Source organism: Paenibacillus alkaliterrae (assembly GCF_021532375.1).
Lineage (GTDB): Bacteria > Bacillota > Bacilli > Paenibacillales > Paenibacillaceae > Pristimantibacillus > Pristimantibacillus alkaliterrae.
Genome location: NZ_JAKGAP010000002.1, coordinates 1 through 18,592, shown reverse-complemented (window position 1 = coordinate 18,592; position 18,592 = coordinate 1). Strand labels below are relative to the sequence as shown.

The 18,592-nt window shown below is 46.0% G+C and carries 19 protein-coding genes, 1 tRNA gene and 1 pseudogene; 3 read left to right on the top strand and 18 right to left on the bottom strand.

Going from position 1 to position 18,592, the window contains the following annotated elements:
- Positions 1–31: 31 nt before the first annotated feature.
- Together L1N85_RS00165 and L1N85_RS00160 are read right to left on the bottom strand one after the other, a co-directional pair.
- Positions 32–283, bottom strand: a complete 252-nt coding sequence (locus L1N85_RS00165) for a DUF3892 domain-containing protein (protein WP_235233365.1) — start codon at positions 281–283, stop codon at positions 32–34.
- A 155-nt stretch (positions 284–438) separates the two neighbouring features.
- Positions 439–588 carry a hypothetical protein gene (locus L1N85_RS00160; RefSeq protein WP_235233364.1) on the bottom strand — a complete coding sequence of 50 codons (150 nt, stop codon included), beginning with the start codon at positions 586–588 and terminating at the stop codon, positions 439–441.
- Positions 589–748: 160 nt separating this feature from the next.
- Between L1N85_RS00160 and L1N85_RS00155 the strand changes: the two genes are divergently transcribed.
- Entirely contained in the window at positions 749–946 is a 198-nt protein-coding gene (locus L1N85_RS00155; protein WP_235233363.1) for a DUF2524 domain-containing protein, read from the top strand.
- Positions 947–1,090: 144 nt separating this feature from the next.
- Here the strand turns inward: L1N85_RS00155 and L1N85_RS00150 are convergent, their stop codons facing one another.
- The 5 genes from L1N85_RS00150 to L1N85_RS00135 form a co-directional block, all read right to left on the bottom strand.
- Positions 1,091–1,444, bottom strand: coding sequence for a hypothetical protein (locus L1N85_RS00150; RefSeq protein WP_235233361.1), 354 nt, complete (start codon positions 1,442–1,444; stop codon positions 1,091–1,093).
- Positions 1,445–1,537: 93 nt separating this feature from the next.
- The gene (gene pckA, locus L1N85_RS00145; protein WP_235233359.1) at positions 1,538–3,124 is read right to left on the bottom strand and encodes a phosphoenolpyruvate carboxykinase (ATP); all 1,587 of its coding nucleotides are present in this window, start codon (positions 3,122–3,124) and stop codon (positions 1,538–1,540) included.
- Positions 3,100–4,137, bottom strand: a complete 1,038-nt coding sequence (gene gap, locus L1N85_RS00140) for a type I glyceraldehyde-3-phosphate dehydrogenase (RefSeq protein WP_235233356.1) — start codon at positions 4,135–4,137, stop codon at positions 3,100–3,102. The genes pckA and gap overlap by 25 nt, the downstream gene beginning before the upstream one ends.
- Positions 4,138–4,273: 136 nt before the next feature.
- Complete coding sequence (locus L1N85_RS27025) at positions 4,274–4,408, bottom strand: hypothetical protein (protein ID WP_268818085.1); 135 nt, start codon at positions 4,406–4,408, stop codon at positions 4,274–4,276.
- A gap of 1,085 nt (positions 4,409–5,493) precedes the next feature.
- Positions 5,494–5,566: transfer RNA gene (locus L1N85_RS00135), tRNA-Val, on the bottom strand.
- A gap of 203 nt (positions 5,567–5,769) precedes the next feature.
- On the opposite strand from L1N85_RS00135, the gene L1N85_RS00130 reads away from it, so the two are divergent.
- On the top strand, positions 5,770–6,726 hold the full coding sequence (locus L1N85_RS00130) for an S-layer homology domain-containing protein (protein ID WP_235233353.1): 957 nt from the start codon (positions 5,770–5,772) through the stop codon (positions 6,724–6,726).
- Between the two features lie 73 nt (positions 6,727–6,799).
- Here L1N85_RS00130 and L1N85_RS00125 read toward each other — a convergent pair whose 3' ends face one another.
- From L1N85_RS00125 to L1N85_RS00100, 6 genes and pseudogenes are all read right to left on the bottom strand, one after another.
- Positions 6,800–7,483: a uracil-DNA glycosylase gene (locus L1N85_RS00125; protein WP_235234305.1), complete on the bottom strand. Its 684-nt coding sequence runs from the start codon at positions 7,481–7,483 to the stop codon at positions 6,800–6,802.
- A 174-nt stretch (positions 7,484–7,657) separates the two neighbouring features.
- Positions 7,658–7,747 (bottom strand): annotated as a pseudogene (locus L1N85_RS00120) (5-deoxy-glucuronate isomerase); the annotation flags it as partial.
- Positions 7,748–7,837: 90 nt separating this feature from the next.
- Complete coding sequence (gene glpK / locus L1N85_RS00115; protein ID WP_235233349.1) at positions 7,838–9,352, bottom strand: glycerol kinase GlpK; 1,515 nt, start codon at positions 9,350–9,352, stop codon at positions 7,838–7,840.
- Positions 9,353–9,364: 12 nt separating this feature from the next.
- Positions 9,365–10,303 (bottom strand): transketolase family protein, encoded by a 939-nt coding sequence (locus L1N85_RS00110; RefSeq protein WP_235233346.1) that lies wholly within the window; start codon positions 10,301–10,303, stop codon positions 9,365–9,367.
- A 3-nt stretch (positions 10,304–10,306) separates the two neighbouring features.
- The gene (locus L1N85_RS00105) at positions 10,307–11,152 is read right to left on the bottom strand and encodes a transketolase (RefSeq protein WP_235233344.1); all 846 of its coding nucleotides are present in this window, start codon (positions 11,150–11,152) and stop codon (positions 10,307–10,309) included.
- 18 nt (positions 11,153–11,170) lie between these two features.
- Positions 11,171–12,604: an L-fucose/L-arabinose isomerase family protein gene (locus tag L1N85_RS00100; protein WP_235233340.1), complete on the bottom strand. Its 1,434-nt coding sequence runs from the start codon at positions 12,602–12,604 to the stop codon at positions 11,171–11,173.
- A gap of 277 nt (positions 12,605–12,881) precedes the next feature.
- On the opposite strand from L1N85_RS00100, the gene L1N85_RS00095 reads away from it, so the two are divergent.
- Positions 12,882–13,940, top strand: coding sequence for a LacI family DNA-binding transcriptional regulator (locus L1N85_RS00095; RefSeq protein ID WP_235233337.1), 1,059 nt, complete (start codon positions 12,882–12,884; stop codon positions 13,938–13,940).
- A gap of 281 nt (positions 13,941–14,221) precedes the next feature.
- On the opposite strand, the gene L1N85_RS00090 is transcribed toward L1N85_RS00095, so the two are convergent.
- The 5 genes from L1N85_RS00090 to L1N85_RS00070 all read right to left on the bottom strand — a co-directional run.
- A complete protein-coding gene (locus L1N85_RS00090) occupies positions 14,222–16,363 on the bottom strand; it encodes an alpha-amylase family glycosyl hydrolase (protein ID WP_235233333.1) in 2,142 nt (713 codons plus the stop codon).
- 269 nt (positions 16,364–16,632) lie between these two features.
- Positions 16,633–16,905 carry a hypothetical protein gene (locus L1N85_RS00085; RefSeq protein WP_235233330.1) on the bottom strand — a complete coding sequence of 91 codons (273 nt, stop codon included), beginning with the start codon at positions 16,903–16,905 and terminating at the stop codon, positions 16,633–16,635.
- 56 nt (positions 16,906–16,961) lie between these two features.
- Positions 16,962–17,504: a GNAT family N-acetyltransferase gene (locus tag L1N85_RS00080; RefSeq protein ID WP_268818082.1), complete on the bottom strand. Its 543-nt coding sequence runs from the start codon at positions 17,502–17,504 to the stop codon at positions 16,962–16,964.
- Between the two features lie 66 nt (positions 17,505–17,570).
- On the bottom strand, positions 17,571–18,059 hold the full coding sequence (locus L1N85_RS00075) for a GNAT family N-acetyltransferase (RefSeq protein ID WP_235233328.1): 489 nt from the start codon (positions 18,057–18,059) through the stop codon (positions 17,571–17,573).
- Positions 18,060–18,166: 107 nt separating this feature from the next.
- A partial coding sequence (locus L1N85_RS00070; protein WP_235233326.1) for an RNA-guided endonuclease TnpB family protein occupies positions 18,167–18,592 on the bottom strand: 426 nt, incomplete at its 5' end.

Genomic DNA, 18,592 nt, shown 5'->3' with positions numbered 1-18,592 from the left:
GACTAAACTAATCTCAGGCTAAAGATCTGTTCTAAAAGATAGGAAGGTTATCCAGGTTATTCGACGGATCGCCGTCTGCATCGCCGCGGATATAAACCTCCCCGTCTCTGCCCTTAAAGGTATTAACGCCTGCAATATGGCCGGCCTGCACCTCTTGCAGTGCAGTCGCGTAATCAAGAACGCGGCCGTTACTTGTTTTGAATGCGGTCAAATCGCCGTCTCCGTTTTTTTGCACCGCCACGAATTGCTCTCTCGTGTCTTGCCCGCCAGTAAGATCGTTCATTTCATTCGCTCCTCTCAAGCAACAAGATTATTTAGCCAACATTTATATTGCCCAAAGCACTACAATTTCTATACCGATGCGACAAAAAAATCCGGCATATTCGCAATGGTGGGTTGCGAAAGCCGGATCTTTCTAGCTTTTTTTTATAATTGAAATCAGCGGGGGAGCTGCCTCCCCCATACGAATTGCTCATCATACGACAGCGTATCATACCTCACTAATCTCGCAACAGCACCGATAACAACCCCAATGATCCCAAACATTCCTAATAGCCAAATGGCCAAAAAGGCATATTGTGCAGCCATCAGAAACCGCCTCCTGAGCGCTTTCTATATAGGTATGCAGCCGCCCTTTTGATTAGTATCTGTTTTCAAGATGTATATCCATAACCGTACAGATCATACTATAAAACGGTCATTGAATTACCATTCTGAGGCCTAACCCAATGGAATTGGAGGAACAAACATGCTCGAAAGTCTAGAAATCGACTATAACTGCGCCAATGCATCAACCGATTTACCAAGCCTATTGCAGGAATTAGAACAACTGGAGCAGACCGCACAAGCAGGCCAATCCGACGAGCAGAAGCAGCAGCAGTTAAATCGGGTTCGAAACCAAATTCATTTTATCCGAAATAAATGCGACATTCCTCACGAATCGTAGCTTGCGATAATGTAGCTAGGGACGTGGGCCAAAACATCGATATCCGCATGTAACACGCGAACCCCAAGATCAACAGCTCTTGGGGTTCGTTTGTTGACTATGATTGTTTCAAACTAATCGGATTTGTTAGACGATGCCTTGCATTTAGAATCCATAAAATTCGATAGCGTTGCTATCATCCTTCAGAGCAGCAAACATAAACCGGAGTCCATCCGTTACCCACTCTTCTTCCACTTCCGGCTGCGTAAAGTCAAGCTTCTCAATCGCGCTGTCCCAAATTTCAATGGCGTCTTCCCTGCCGGATTCATTGATAAATGAAATTTTGAATATCATCGGATCTTTTTCATCATCATAAAACTCCGCAGCTTCAAATCCTGTAAAACGTTGAACGACTAATTTATAGTCCGTATCATTCTGCAAGTGGATCAGACCCTGCTTTCCAATTAATTTCATAACTTCTACTGCAAAATGGTTATGGATCTCATTGTTATACATCATTTTCCCAGCTCCTGTCTATAAAAAACCTACCCAAACTCACAATCATACCATATATCATTGAGGCGATCAATTATGTCCAAGTAACAAATGATTCTAAACAAACGGAATTTGCGGTCCAGCATTCAGGATGTCTTCGTTCACATCTGTAAATTGTTCAAAGTTCCGTATGAAACGTCCCGAAAGTTCCCGTGCCGCTTCTTCATATACCTCTTTATCCTGCCATGTATTTCGAGGGTATAGAACTTCGCTTGGCACATCCTTCACAAAATCAGGGATTTGGAGCCCAAAAATCGGATCGGCCGAAAAATTTGCCTGCTCTATCGTTCCGTTCAAGGCAGCCGTTACCATAGCCCGAGTATAGGATAAATTCATTCGCTTTCCTACCCCGAACGGACCGCCGGTCCAACCCGTATTCACTAGATAGACCTTCACTTCATGTTCCTCAATCTTTTCACCTAACATCCGTGCGTAAAACGTTGGTTGAAGCGGAAGAAACGGCGCTCCGAAACATGCGGAGAATGTCGCCTCGGGTTCTATCACCCCGCGTTCCGTTCCCGCCAATTTCGACGTATACCCCGACAAGAAGTGATACATGGCTTGTTCTTTTGTCAATTTAGATATGGGAGGCAGCACGCCGAAAGCATCTGCTGTTAAAAAAATCACGACTTGCGGATGTCCAGCCACACCAGGAATGACCGCATTCGGTATATTACTGACCGGATACGCTGCACGCGTATTTTCAGTCAGAGACTTATTATTATAATCAGCAAGATGGGTTATAGGATCAAGAACAACATTCTCCAGGACAGCTCCGAATTGAATAGCATTCCAAATTTGTGGTTCCTTGTCTACGGAAAGGTCTATACATTTTGCATAGCAGCCGCCTTCAAAATTAAAAACTCCCTGATCCGACCATCCATGTTCATCGTCCCCTATCAATTGCCGGTTATTATCGGCTGAGAGTGTGGTTTTTCCAGTGCCCGAAAGACCAAAAAAGAGCGCTACATCACCTTTATCCCCAACATTCGCTGAGCAGTGCATCGGAAAAACGTTTTTAAACGGCAAGAGGAAATTAAGTACAGTAAATATCGATTTTTTCATCTCTCCGGCGTATTCTGTGCCACCGATCAAGATTAGTTTTCTTTCGAAAGAGACAACAACAAACGTTTCAGAATTCGTCCCGTCCTCGATCGGATCCGCCTTTAAACCTGGTACCGTAATAACGGTAAACTCCGGAAGATGAGAAACAAGTTCTTCTTGCGTCGGACGAATAAATAATTGGTGAACGAACAGATTATGCCAAGCATATTCGTTAATTATTCGGATAGGAAGACGGTAATTTCCGTCTGCTCCTGCATATCCGTCAAATACATACAATTCACGATCATGCATGTAATTCAACACTTTATCATAAATTTTTTCAAATTGAGCTGGAGATATGGGCTGGTTCACCTTCCCCCAGGCGATATGATGATCAACAAGGGATTCTTTAACAACAAACTTATCTTTTGGTGAACGTCCTGTAAATTTCCCCGTAGTCACTTGAAACGCTCCTGTTGAAGTAATTGTTCCTTCCTTGCGCATCAAAGCCGCTTCAACCAAATTCGGGACAGCTAGATTATAATGAACCTTGTTTACACATGATCGAACCCATTCTACAGAGCCAACGAAGTTTGCCATTTTTGCCCCATCCTTTCGCTTACGGTTTGAGCCAGCTCAATAACTCTGCTAGCGTATGCCCATTCGTTATCATACCAAGCAAGTACTTTGATTTGATTTCCCATGACCATGATAGAAAGGGAATCAACAACAGCTGATTTATCGCACCCTATAAAATCCGAAGATACTAAAGGTTCTTTTGTAAATCCGACATAATGGGATAATGACCCGTTTGCTGCCGTTATAAATGCCGATTTAACCTCTTCCAAAGAAACTTCACGTTTAACTTGAACGGTGAGATCAACTAATGAAACGTCTTGGACCGGTACACGGATAGAAATGCCTTCAATAATGGAAGCAAGATGAGGAAGGACATCCGCAAGCGCCTTCCCTACGCCTGTTGTAGTCGGAATAATGGATTGCGTGCAAGCGCGGGCTCTCCGCAAATCTTTATGCGGATTATCCAAATGATTTTGGTCTGAAGTAAAGGAGTGAACGGTTGTCATCCAACCATTCTTAACTTGAAAAGAATCATCCAAAATACTTAGCAAAGGTGCAACGCAGTTTGTTGTACAGGAAGCCGCTGAAAGGATAGAATGCTGCGACAAATCAAGCAAATGGTCATTGACTCCCATGACCACAGTAAGATCCATTTGCGTTCCAGGCGCTGTGACGATTACGGTGGATGCCCCGGTTTTCAAATGTTTCTGTGCACCTTGCCGATGATTAAACTGGCCCGTAGCATCAATCACAACGTCTACGTCCATCTGACTCCATCCAATGTTTTCAGGTTCACGTTGATAAGTTACCTGCACAGGATGACCATTAATAACGAGCATTCCATCCTTTACAGTGATAGCAGCATCCCATGTTCCATGCACCGTATCATACTTTAGCAAATGAGCTACCGTTTCAGCAGGATAGACGGAATTAATCGCTTTCAATTCGATTTGACCCGTACCGCCAGATAAAATCTTTCTAACCAGCAATCTACCAATTCTCCCCATACCACTAATTCCTAGTCCTGCAGTCATTGTGTTCTCCTTTCAAAATAAAAGATAATTTTTTCCTTTATTAATGTATAACATATTGCTATTTAATCCACAATATATAATTTATATGATGTTCTATTTTGTTCATATTGTTCATAAATGACATTCTAATTGTTCTCTAAATGTTCACAACTCCTATAATCAAAGCCGTTACCAGCATAACTAGCGTTGAGCCGATCGCCCATTTGAGCGTAAACCGCTGATGATCGCCAAAATTAACTCCGGCCAATCCGATAGTACGTAGATGATTCATGAATCGCCCCTTCCTTTGAAAGCGATTTCATTTTTAAATAGTTTAGATAGTTTAGAGGAGCGGTTTTTCCGCCAAACCAAAACCCGTCATCGCTGGATGACGGGTCTTAGAAGTTGGAATGAGTACATTTTACATAGTGGTGTATACGTTGTGTTTGTGGATGACGCCCTACTTCAAAGTGATATTGAACAGAGGTTACAAAGCGTGTCCTATAAAGATTTAGGTCCGTACGAAAGCAATGGGAAGAGTGTTTAACTTCAGGAAAACTTTTATTGAATATGGCGTCTTCTCGGATAACAGAAATTGAAGCTTACGATGAAATCATCCACCCAGAAATACAGAATACAGCAACGGTATCTTCTTATATGTCCGGTATCAGGATGTCTGAATGAACGGGTAACACAACGAATAAAGCCGTGATACTGGTCAAATGTCGATTCACCGAATGAAGTGCGCAAAAATCTCCGATTGCATCGAGAGCAGGCATTTCTCCAATCCCTTGCAAAATCGCTGTCCGTATCGAGACGATCATATAAATTATTGATAGCTGATGCCAAGTCATTCAATTGTTTTATGGCGGGGAGACCTTTCTTTACCTTTTTCTTCGTTCTTTTATTAAAGATTGAAATTTGACGTAATGGCATTGATAACCACTCCTTTTGTTTAAGATATTAGCATTATATTATCGTGAAATAGAAAAGGAATGGATGTTTTATTCAGGTGATGAGTGGAAAATCAAGCAATAAAAATCTGTTAACGGATGGCGGTTGTTCAGATAAACACGTTTAATAAAATGTCGATTCATCGCCATGCGAATGGTTAATGCCGACCTAGTACGCAAAAGGAAACCGCAAAGAATTTTGGCAATATGCTTTTTGGTGACAACGAATAAGTTGAATAGGAAAAGACCGCATCAACATTGAACATTGATACGGTCTATTTTTATGCTTATTTTTTAACTGTAGCTTGACCAAAAATACATTCTTGACCAATTCTTGACCACGAAGGCTAGTTGGGCTATTTATCAAGCCTGTAAAATTCCCCAGACAAGCGAAAAACCCTTGCTGTGCAAGGGTTTTTCTGTATGATCTGAACAGGGTTCGAACCTGTGACCCCTACCCTGTCAAGATAGTGCTCTCCCAGCTGAGCTACCAGATCATGTTAGCGACAATTAATAATATATCAGCAATTGAAGTCGTCGTCAACATTAGATTCTCATTTTTTTATTTTTTTGATGAAGTTTTAGTTCTTCGTTTTCCTTACCTGTTAGTTGGGCCATAATAAATTCATCCAAATTGCAACAATTTGTCTTCAGCATGCGTCAAGTAAGTGCTGCAGCAAATTAAAAGAGAGGTGAGTTTATGAAGAAAAGATCCATACTAATAATGACACTGGTTGCGATGATGCTTTTCACGCTAGGACAATCCGTCTTTGCATTTAACGACGTTAAAAACGATGCGAACGAACAAAAGATTGCCGAGCTAAAGAAGCAAGGAATAATACAGGGAAACCCTAAACATGATAAGTTTAACCCAAAGGGCAAGCTGACCTACGCGGAAGGCGTATCTATGATTGTGAAAGGTCTGGACCTTAATATTGACCATATGCGCTTTATTAAAGAACCGAAAGCGAGCGATTCATTTCCTAATCTTAAGGATGATGCCTGGTATTCCCAGGCCTTCGTAATCGCTGGCGTGTACGACCTTGAAATTCCGCATACGATCAAAGCTAATAACATAATGACACGCGAACAGTTCGCCCATCATTTGTTTAAGGCTATTCTAACGAAGGGCGATTTTGCGTTTATCAAGATTTTTATCGAATTTAAGGATCAAGCTGACGTAAATAGCGCATATAGTGACAGTATCCAGAAGCTTCTCATAAGCAAAATCGCAACGCTGGACAGCTCGAACAACTTTTATCCGAAGCAGCCGATTACGCGCAGCGTCGCTGCGGGCTGGTTATACGATTCCATTACCTTCGTGAAGGAGACGACGCCGATTCCACCGCTTCCCGAGCAACCGACCTATAAGCTTAAATTAAACGTCGCTCCTGTTAACGCTGAAGTGAACAAAGTAACCGTTAGCGCCCAAATGCCTCATCCTGGTTATGGGCTTCGTATCGCGTCGATCGTATTTGAAGGCGATCAAGCGATTATTCATGTAGAGACCGTTATGCCCGATCCCGATAAAATGTACCCGCAGGTAATTACGGACGTTCAAGTGTCCACCTATGTGGATGCCGCATTCGAGCCGCAGCTGCCCGCTTCTTCATCGTCGAGCGATTCATCCGTCGGCACAGGCATCATTGCCGAATAATACAAGAAGGCTCCTCCGCGGACCTGATCTTTACGATCAGGCTGCAGAGAAGCCTTTTTTTCTGCGTTCCCGGTCATTCGGCCGACATCGGAATGCTCCAATCAATAGGATCGCTCCCTATGCTCTCCAGGAAGGCATTCGTCCGCGAGAATGGTTTGCTCCCAAAGAATCCCTTACGGGCAGCAAACGGGCTGGGATGCGGCGAAATGATGACATGATGCTTGTCCGCATTAATGTTAGTAGCTTTTGTTTGCGCATGCTTCCCCCAGAGAATAAATACGACCGGCTGCCCCCGGTTATTCAATGCCTCGATGATTGAATCGGTAAACCGTTCCCACCCCAAGCCTTGATGCGAATTCGCATTTCCCTCCTCGACGGTAAGAACCGTGTTGAGCAGCAAAACGCCCTGTTTCGCCCATGACTCCAAGCAGCCATGATCGGGAATCCGGCAACCTATATCCTCTTCCAGCTCCTTATAAATGTTTTTCAGAGATGGCGGCACTTTAATTCCCTTCTTCACGGAGAAGCTAAGACCATGCGCTTGCCCGGGTCCATGATAAGGATCTTGGCCCAAAATGACAACCTTCGTTTGTTCATATGGTGTATAATGAAGCGCATTAAATATCTCGTCCCGTCTTGGATAAACGGTCTTCTCCGCATATTTTCGCTGTAAAAAGCTCGCTAGCTCCCTCATGTACGTCGTTGAGAGCTCAGCTTCAAGCTGGCGCGACCAATCATTGCTAAGCGATAAATTCATCATGTATATCTCCTTAATCCCGCATGGATTGACTATCCTGTATCCCCGCTTCTCTAGCTACATCATAAATCGTCGCTTTCATTCACATTCCTCGCTCACACGATTCGTTCTATACTCTATTATGCTCAGAGAGAGGTCAGATTGGCAAACATTATCGCATTAATGCCGTCGCATTTAAACTTTCGTTTTCTTTAGCAGCCACTCGTGAGCGGGATCGTTATAAAATTTCCACGTGCGGACCGGACCGGCCATAACGTTTAAATACTAAATACAATCACATCGATTTTTCAATCCTATAACAAAACGAAAAAAAGGATTCTACGGCAGCTGCCACAGAATCCTCATTCGATCTATTCATTTCGTTGAAGATGGAATCTCGCCGGCCTCGCACAGCAAAGCGGACACCGCTTTGTGCCATCCGGCCAACGAATTGTCTCTTTCAGCCTCGTCCATTTGCGGGACATATGTGCGGGAGCACCGAACGATTGCTTCGAGCTCCCGGGTCGAGCCCCAGATGCCAACCGCCAGACCGCCCAAATAAACCGAGCCCATGGCGGAAAGCTCCACGACGCCGGCCCTCACTACTTTTTTTCTCAATATATCCGATTGGAACTGCATGAGTAAAGCATTATCCGCAGCCCCTCCGTCCGCACGCAGCTCTTCAAGGGTAACGCCCGAGACGGACTGCAGCAGCTCTACCGCGTCATGAACCTGGTAGGCGATGCTTTCCACAGCAGCACGGATAATATGCGCTTTGCCCGTTCCGCGGTTCATCCCCGTAATTGCCGCCCTTGCGTCAGGCTGCCAATACGGCGCCCCAAGGCCAACGAAGGCCGGAACGAGATAGACGCCCTGATTGTCCGGTGCGCTCTCCAGCAGACGATCCATATCCTCAAAGGTTTCAAATAAGCCCAAATTGTCCCGAATCCATTTTAAGCTGTCGCCGGACGTGCGGATGACCGCTTCGAGCGCATAGGTGACAGCTTTTCCTTTTCCCCAAGCAATGGTCTGGACGAGTCCGTTACCTAAAGGGGCCGGCTTTTGTCCGACGTTCATCAGAACGGATGTGCCGGTGCCGTAGGTCGCCTTCGCCATCCCCTCTTCCAAGCACAGGTTGCCAAACAAGGCTGCCTGGGAATCGCCGATAACGCCTGAGATCGGAACAGATACCCTCAGCCAGTCTGCGGCTTCTGTATAGCCGAACACCTCGTCGGAATATTTTACTTCCGGAAGAAGCATGGACGGGACGCCGAATAAAGCGCACATCTCCTCATCCCACTCTAAAGTGTGGATATTAAACAAAGAAGTCCTGCTGGCATTCGTGTAATCGGTGGCGTGTACCTTGCCGCCCGTCAGCTTCCAGATGAGCCAGCTGTCGATCGTTCCGGCTAGAAGCCTGCCTTCAGCAAGCTTGGCGCGCACGCCCTCGACATTGTGCAGCATCCACCCCCATTTGGCAGCGGAAAAATACGGGTCGAGCATGAGTCCTGTCTTCGCGATGACAGACGCTTCTTGCCCTTCAAATATATACTCCGCGCAACGTTCAGCCGTTCGTTGGCATTGCCAGACAATCGCGTTATAAACAGGCTCTCCGTTTAGCCGATCCCACAGGACGGCCGTTTCACGTTGGTTCGTTATCGTAAGGATAGCAATTTGATCGGAGGTGATGCCGGTTTGCTTCAAAACGGCAAGCGCGGTCTTCTTCACATTTCTATAAATTTCGAGCGGATCATGCTCGACCCAGCCGGGAGCTGGATACCATTGCTTATGCTCCGCCGAGCTTCTAGCGATCACGATTCCTTTCCGGTCAACAATAAGCGCCTTTGTAGCCGAGGTGCTTTGATCGATTGCCAAAATATAGTTGTCCATCGTCTGCCGTCCTTATCTGCCCAGCATCTCCAGGGCAATCTTCTTGATGTTATCAGCGCTGATTCCGTAATGATTAAAAACTTCCGACGTCTTGCCTGCAATAGCCGGTTCATCGGGAATGCCGACAATTTTTACAGGTACCGGATGCTCCTGTACGACCACTTCCGCCACCGCCGCACCGAGCCCGCCGTGAATGCTGTGCTCTTCAACCGTAATGATTCGTCCGGTTTCGCGTGCGGCTTTAACGATCGCTTCTTTGTCAAGAGGTTTGATCGTATGCATGTTGATCACCCTGCAGGACACGCCCGCCTCTTTCAATTCAGCTTCAGCGTCAAGCGCGACCCTCACCGTTTCACCTGCGGCGATGATCGAGATATCCGATCCTTCGCGCATCGTGACCGCTTTGCCGATAATGAATTCGTAATCATCGGAGTCATATACATCCTCTACGGGGTTTCGCCCGATTCGAATATATGCGCCTCCCTCATGCTTCACAAGCGCTTCGGTCATTTTTTTCGTTTCATGCCGGTCGGCGGGCAGAACGACGGCTAGACCCGGGATAGCCCGCATAACCGCCAAATCCTGAACGGAATGATGCGACATGCCGAGTGCGCCATAGCTTACTCCTCCGCTGATTCCGATCAATTTGACGTTCGTTGCGGAATAGGCAACATCTACCTTGATCTGTTCAATACTGCGCATGCTTAGGAAGCAGGCAGGCGAAGTAACGAACGGCTTCTTGCCGCTGTGCGCCAGACCGGCAGAAATGCCGACAATGTTCTGCTCGGCAATGCCCACCTCAACGAATTGCTCCGGATACGTATCGGCGAAAGGAGCCATAGCAGCCGAACCGCGCGAATCGCTGGCGAGCACCATGATATCGCGGTCGCCCTTTGCCAGATCCAGAAGCGTATCGCAAATCACTTGCCGGTTTGGTATTTTGTTAGCCATGAATTATCGCACCTGCCCTTCCTGAATATGGCTTTCCATCAAAGCCGTAAGCTCGCTTAAAGCCATCTCCAGCTGTTCGTCACTCGGAACATGATGATGCCAGTGCGGAACGTTTTCTGCAAAAGAGACGCCTTTGCCTTTGACCGTATTCGCCATAATTAGCGTCGGTTTATTCGCAATGGACGGTACGGCATCTAACGCTTCAACTAATGATTCCATATCGTTTCCGTCTATAGAGACAACGTTCCAGCCGAACGAAGCCCACTTATCCTCCAGCGGATCAAGACCCATTACGTCTTCGGTTGAACCGCTTATTTGCAGTCGGTTGCGATCGATAATGCCGACCAAATTGTCCAGCTTATAATGTGCGCCGGCCATCGCAGCTTCCCATACCGACCCTTCAGCTTGTTCGCCGTCGCCCATCAGGCAGAAAACCCGGTAGCCGCTTGCGTCCCGCTTGGACGCCAAGGCCATGCCTACAGAAATCGCCAGACCGTGGCCAAGGGCCCCCGTATTCATCTCAATGCCTGCTACTTTGTTGTTGGGATGACCGATAAGCCTTGTTCCGAACTGGCTGAACGTCGTTAGCTCCTCTTTCGGGAAAAACCCGAGATCAGCGAGTATGCACCATAACGATTCTACGGAATGTCCTTTGCTGGCAATAAACCGGTCGCGCTTTTCCCATTTCGGGTTTTGCGGATCGATGTTCATGACCCGGTAATACAATGCGGTCAGAATGTCTGCGTTGCTTAGCGAACCGCCGGTATGACCCGTCTTCGCGCCGTGGATCATGCGAAGAAGATCCATTCGGATTTGTGCCGCTTTCGCTTTCAATGCCGCCGTTTCCATTGCTAAACTCCTCCTTGTTTATAGGCCTGCGCCGCGCAGCCAAGCTTGTATTTCTCGTTCAGTCGGATCAACGGGATCCGGTGTAAGACCCGGAATATAATGGCATGCTTCATACAAAGCGGGTATAGCATTGGCATGGATACCTACGGAGTGATGAACGTAAGGCCCTTTTACCAATTTTTCTTCCCACAGCGGCCAATCGTTCACCTCAACCCACACATAAGAACCGCGGGTATAAGGCCCTTCAATGCCGCGGGCTTTGCCGAGGAACAACTGATATTCACCATGATCGCCGTCAAAGCGTGCCAGCGTCATATCGCCGCCTTTGATTTCGCCTTCATGAGTACCTGGAGCGTGATCGTCAAACAGGAAGTGCTTGCGCAGCTTTGGGTTGTTTTCCACCGAAAGCGATACAGGGAAGTTGCCGCAGTGGAACAGCAGCTCGCCGTTCGGATTTTCAGGATGCCGGACAGTGAGATCGGCAAAAAAGGTAGGATGCTGATTCATCGTCGCCGCTTGCACCATGACAGAGGTGATGGCTCCATGAATATCCGTTTCACAGGTGACCGGGATTTGTTCATCGGTTAAGATCGCGTTCGCCAGGCATGGCATAATTCCCATTGCATCCTGCAGGGATGACCAGCATTGAATCGCGATTGCAGAGCTGCCTGTTTGAATTGCGTACTGCTTCATCGCTACTTTCAGAGCGGCGATGCGTTTAACATCTGCCTCCGTTACCTCCGACCAGTCCAGCTTTGCTTTAATATAATCGATTGCCAGTGCGAGCTCGGAGCTGTTCCCATTCTCGATTCGTTTCGAAGCTCTCTGGATATCAACTAGCGTAATCGGGTGAATTTCGATCCCGAATCGTTCCAGCAGCTCGCCTTCGTTGCACATCATGGTCCAGAAGGATGACGGACGGGGACCGATCTGCAGAATTCGCAGACTGCGGAACTGTTTAACCACATTCGCCGCCGCAATGAAGTTGGTAAATCCCCGTTCGAATACGGGATCGTCCACCCGGCTGTTCGTAACATATGTGAACGGTACGTTAAATCGGCGAAGCACTTTGCCCGTTGCGAACAATCCGCATTGGGTATCGCGCAGCCGCATACCGTCTTCGAGCGGAGATTCATCACGCGGTCCCCATAAGAGGACTGGTTTCCCAAGCGCCTTGCCTACGCGGGCAACGGTATCCTCCGTCCCGAAGTTGCAGTGAGGAAAGAAGACCGCATCCACGTTTTCCTGTCTAAAACGATCTGCAATCAAATCAGCATTTATATTGTCGTCGTAAAGCAGACCTTCACTGTTGATACCTTCAAGATCAACGATATCGATATCCATGCCAAAGCTTTCTACCTTCTCTTTAATCAACACTTTGTACTTGAAGGCATCCTCGGCGCTAAATACAAAACGGCGCGTTGGCGCATATCCTAATTTAAATTTTTTCATCAGAATCCCTCTCCTCTATCGGTCACTTAAAAAACTTAACTAAACAAATTTCAACGAACTAAACAAACTAAACTTTTAACGTATTAGAAAGTTCCTTTGAACATAAATTTAACATTATAACGGCATGCAGTCAATGAATTTATATAAATTAGTACTTAAATTCAGTTTTTGTAACTAAATTTTTAGTAATATTGCAGTTCGCGCTTGCTTCTACACTCTTAACAATGTAAACTAAACTTACTAAACTAACATTGTACAGGAGGAGGGACTTTTACACGTGAAAATGGAGGATATCGCTAAAATTGCGGGGGTTTCAAAATCTGCCGTTTCGTTTGCTTTCAGCGGGAAGCAAGGAATCAGTCCCGAAACTCGCGAACGAATATTACAGATTGCTAAAGAAAACGGCTACACGCCAAAGTCCAGGGCAACGGTTACAGAGCAGGCGATGAAATCTCTTACCTTTCTTGCATTCGCCAACTCCGGAATCGTTTTGGAACAATATTATCAACAACCTTTTTTTCGAGAACTGATTCATTACATCGAGGAAAGATGCCGCGCCAACGGTTACTCGCTCATATTCACTTCGATCGAGATGGACAATTTCATGGAAAGCATCAAAGCCTTAGCGGAGGAAAAGCGAAGCGACGGCGTCATTCTGCTCGGAACAAACCTGAATCAATTACAAATCGCAGCTGTCGCAGTCCAGCTTACAACACCGCTTGTCGTACTCGACACTTGTTTTGAAACACTTCCGGTCGATTTTGTTGAAATAAATAATGTGATGGGAGCCTATCAGGCGGGTTCACATTTATGTGCACTCGGTCACCGAAATATCGGTTATATTGCCTCGCAAGTAAGAATTCACAATTTCGATGAAAGAAAACGCGGATTTACTACAGCATTGCGCGAAAGTAACCTTGAAGTTAACGAAGCATGTGTGTTTTCGGTTGCGCCGACCATTCTTTCATCTCAAGAAGCATTAAAAAATCAGCTAGCCGCCTATCTGGATGCAGGAAACCCCCTGCCGACGGCTTTGTTCTGCGAGTGTGACTATATCGCCATCAGCGCCGTTAAAACATTAAGCGAGCTTGGTTACCGGGTTCCAGAGGACGTATCCGTTGTCGGGTTTGATAATATATCCGAGGCGGTAATCGTTTCTCCAGAACTGACGACCGTTCATGTCGAGAAAGAGCGTATGGCACACTTAGCCGTAGATTTAATGATTCAATCTCTCGAGTCTGGCAAACTTGTAAAAACAAAAATTACCGTGGATACGCAATTTATTGAACGGCTGTCATCCCGCTCCCCCGTTAAAGCAGCTGTCAACAACGCATAAAAAAACGGTTTCTTCCTGAGTTAAGTAGGAGAAACCGTTACTCATCCTATAATAAAAAGGCACTCTGCTAGGGAGTGACTGGATAAATGAAAAAGACCCCAGCTCTCGAGAGCATCGTGTATAAATAAATGCCGTCAGGGGCTATTCCTTAAGGTTTATAACCCTTTGAAAAAGCCCCTATCTTTGCCTAACTTATTCATTGTTCCGTTCACGATAACGCAGTCTGTCACTGCATCGCATTAATCGCATGACAGCATAGCCGGTAAAGAATTGCGCTTTTATTATGGCTGCCAGTTCACATTCACTGTTGCCGTACCGGTAGTCGGCGCGGTGAATTTGTGGTTTAAGCCTCCTTCCCACGTTACGTTAGAACCGCTTTTCTTAATAAACTTAAATTCAATCGCAGCGCCAGCAGGTACGCTGACATCATAATACCAGGATGGGTATTGGTATACGACTTGGTTATACATTGATCCGATGGCTTTAGCAGGATTCCAGTTTCCAATTTCGCTGACGCTGCCCACCAGATTCACGCTTTCACCCATAGTGGTATACGCATTGTTTACGACAAAACGAACGGTTACTTGATCGCCGGTCAATATCTCATAGTTATTGTATACATTACTGTCAACCGATCCGGCAGTTCTGACCTTAACGCCGTATTTACCTGCAGAGATAGACGGAATGACTACCTTAATTTGTGTATCTTCCCAAGATGTGATGTTAGCGCCAGTGACCGCAGTAGTTCCGAAGTAAACCGTACCTTTAGTCGCGCCAAAACCGCGTCCATCTATCGTTACCGTGTTGCCTGCTTTACCCGACATTGGTCCTACATGACCGATGGCCGGAGTATTGCTTGCAGTCGTATATTGCCATACGGCAACTGCGCCTGCGCCAAGGGTAAATGTATTGACGGCTCCGCCTGTTCCAACCGTTATGCCGTTGCCGTTCAGCAAACCGCCAAGAACATCCGTATAAGTGCCGGATGGCATTGCCGTAAACAGGTTGCTGATGTTTGCGGAATTCGTTTGATCTCTGTTAATTGCGATTAAAGCGACATTGTTGCCAAATTTGCGTTCATAGATATACACGTTGTTATTGATCCATCTTTGCTGTGTCGTTCCGTAAGCGATTGCAGGATTCGATTTGCGCAGCGGAGCAAGCGTTTTAATCAGATTATATGCTGTCGTCGTTGTTGAGAAAGAAGACATTTTCGCACGGTTGTTCGGATCTCCGTTACCTGTCATGTACTGCTCTGTTCCATAATAGATGGCAGGCACACCGCGGGACGTTAATGTGAACGCCACCGCTTGCTCCAGATTACGGCCGCTTACGCCTGTTTGATGGAAGCGATCCATATCATGGTTGTCGATGAATGTCACTTGATCGTTAACTTCATTGTAATCAGCAGCTGTTCTGGAAATCATGGCGTCAAGGCCCTGCATATTATCCGAACCGTTGCGGAATACTTGGCGAACCTTTTGCCCAAATTCGAAATCGAGAAGGCTCATGCCGCTTTCGTTAGCAAAATAATGGTTGGCAGGATCCACTTCATTCTCGCTGAGGAACCATTCTCCGAACGAAAATACAGACTTGTAGTTATTAACGGTAGACATGATATTTTTCTGCCAGCCGAAAGGCATATGTTTTACCGCGTCCCAACGAATACCGTCAATACCAAGATCCAGCCACAGCTTGATCGCATCCTTGAAGTACGTGTCGATCGTGCTGTTGTTATGATTCAAGTCAGCCAAGTCGAACAAGTTTTTGTAGATGCCATTCTCAATGGTGGAAAAATCGGTTCCGCCATTATGATGGAAAATGCCATTCGGATCATTGCTGTATGCGGCCAGTTGAGTCCCGTTATCGAGCAACTTGCCGTTTTCGCCGAAAGTCGAGTCCGTTTGCGATGCAGGCGATGTATGGTTCGGCGCAAAGTCGATAATGACTTTAATGTTATGTCTGTGCGCTGCAGCAATCAGGTTCTGGAAATCGGTAAAGCTTCCGAAAGCCGCGTTCGTTCTCTTGAAATCTCGCGCCCAGTAACCATGGTAAGCAGTGTTGTTAACGCCGGAATAATTCAATATCGCTGTAATATTCTCAACCGGCTGGGAGATCCAAAGCGCCGTGATTCCCATACCCGTCAGGTAACCATCGTTAATTTTGTTGATAATGCCTTGCCAGTCTCCACCGCAGTACAGTTTAAGCTGGGTGCAGGAGCTGTCATAGGCGGCTCCCGTCGGGTTGTTCGCGCTATTGCCGTCAACAAAGCGGTCGGTAACAACCTGATAGATAACATCCGTTGAAAAGTTTTGTTTATTCGAATAATCCGTATCGGGAACAGCTCGTGCTGGAGTGATGATATTCAACGATATGACGAGCGACAACATCCATGCAGTAGACATTCTCATTATTTTTCTCATTCGTACAACCTCCCAATAAATTCATCAATTCTATAAATTTCCACTCTCAATTTCTGTGATCATCTTGCGAACTGTAAAATTTATTCGCCCCCTTTTTTTACAAACAAAAACAACCCAATTATCCACTACAGGATAACGGGGTTGTTTTTAATAGCCATATCCGGCAATTAAAAAAGCATAGCCCTTTAATTTTTTTATAACCATTACTTGACCGATCGGTTGGCCTTTTCGCGATCGTATTATAACAACTTTTAATGTAAGCGCTTAATTTAAATTATATGGACGATCTCGTCTTTTGTCAATCCACTTTCGTCACATACCAAACAATTATCGATAAACGTCGCAAGATTGTTGAGGTTATGAGAAACTTTTTTGCTTTCTGCCAACATCACATCGAGATCTCGCATGGCGGCCGTTCGATCACGGAAAATTTTACGAACGGTATTGGCAAATTGAAAGTCCAGAACGCTCATGCCGCTTTCATTGGCGAAACTGATTTGGTGCGGATCGAAATTGTAACTGTCTTTGTTTGTCCACGGCAATATTTTCACAACACTCAGGCAGGAAAGTTAGACACTCCTATATTGAGCTATCTTCATTAAATCAGTGAAGACCTGAATTCCTGATCAAGAATCGAGTATAAGAATGAGTCTTTCCATTGACCCTTAACCTTCATGTGCTCCCGTAAATGCCCTTCCCGCTTCATTCCGATTTTCTCCATTACCATTGAAGAGCCTATATTGTCAGGTCGGCAAGTGGCAAAAATCCGATGCAGTCCCAGTTCATTAAATCCGAATTTGAGTAATGCTGCCGCTGATTCTGAAGCATACCCCTGCCTCCAATAATTAGGATGAAAACAATAGCCTATTTCACCATTGGTGCCTTCTACATGAATGCCACAACCCCCGATAAGCTGTCCGCTATCCTTCAGAGTAACAGCTAGTTCCAAATCTTTCCTAGGGTTATGTCCTTGCATTTCTATGGTACGTTGAATAAATTTCTTTGTGTCATCTTCCGTATTCGGCCCCCAAATCATGTACCGAGCCACTAAAGGGTTTGAAGCATAGGTATGGACGGTTTGCCAGTCTTCTTGAATGAAGTCCCTGATGATCAGTCTGTCGGTCACGATTTTGATACACATGTCCCTTATCCCCTTCCCTTAATCAACTTTTTCATATGTACGATATCTGGCTCCAAATCAAAAACCTTATACGTTTCCTCCCAATCCAATCCAAAATCTTTTGACGATATTGCAATCATCCTCAGTAAATTCTGATTCAAATACTCCGCCATTCTTCAAAATAGTTTTCTCCGAGCCTATGTTGCCTTTATCGCAAACCAAAAGCACTATATCCAAGCCCATCTTTTTCGTTATATTTAACGCCTGGAATAACATAGCGCTCGCATACCCTTTGCGTCTATGGGAGGGACGTACACCATAACCAATATGGCCGCCGCAGTTCAGCAGCTTCTGATTCAAGCGGTGACGAATGTTTACAGCGCCTGCAAGAACATTCTCCTCATTCAACAGCCAGTAGGTAGAGTGAGGCACCCAATTAGGATTGGTTAGTTTCTCCTCGCTGTTTTCCGAATAGAGGAATTCCAAAAATTTTTCGAAATCACTCGGGTCTCTCTCAACTACCCAATGTACAATGTCTTCACCACTGCTGATCCAGTCCTTTTGAACTACCCCCACCTAAACGCCCATGCATTTTGAGGTGGGGGATTCCTGGGTAAGCCTGCCTAACAGCAGGTAGTTTGACCAGGCTAGACCCGCGGTTCCCGCGGTTGTAGCTTTGGCACTTACGCCAAGGCTTGAATGCGTAATCCTTCATGCAAAATGTTTTGGGCCGCGTTGTGGTCGCGGTCATGGCGCGTGCCGCAAACCGGACACACCCACTCTCGAATCGTCAAATCCTTGACCTCTGAGTTGCGTTCGCCACATGCCGAGCAAAGCTGACTCGACGGGAATGTTTTCCCCACCCTTACAATGCTCCGTCCGTACCACGCTGCCTTATAGGTTAGCATCGTGCAAAATCGTGACCAGCTCACTTCACCAATTGATTTGGAAAGTGGGTTATTATGCATAAGTTTTTTTACGCTTAGGTCCTCCAGCATAATCGTTTGGTTTTCACGAATCAGCTGGGTAGACCATTTTTGGAGGCAATCTGTTCGGATGTTGCTTATTCGCTCATGCAACCGTGCGATCTTGAGCCGCATTTTCTCGCA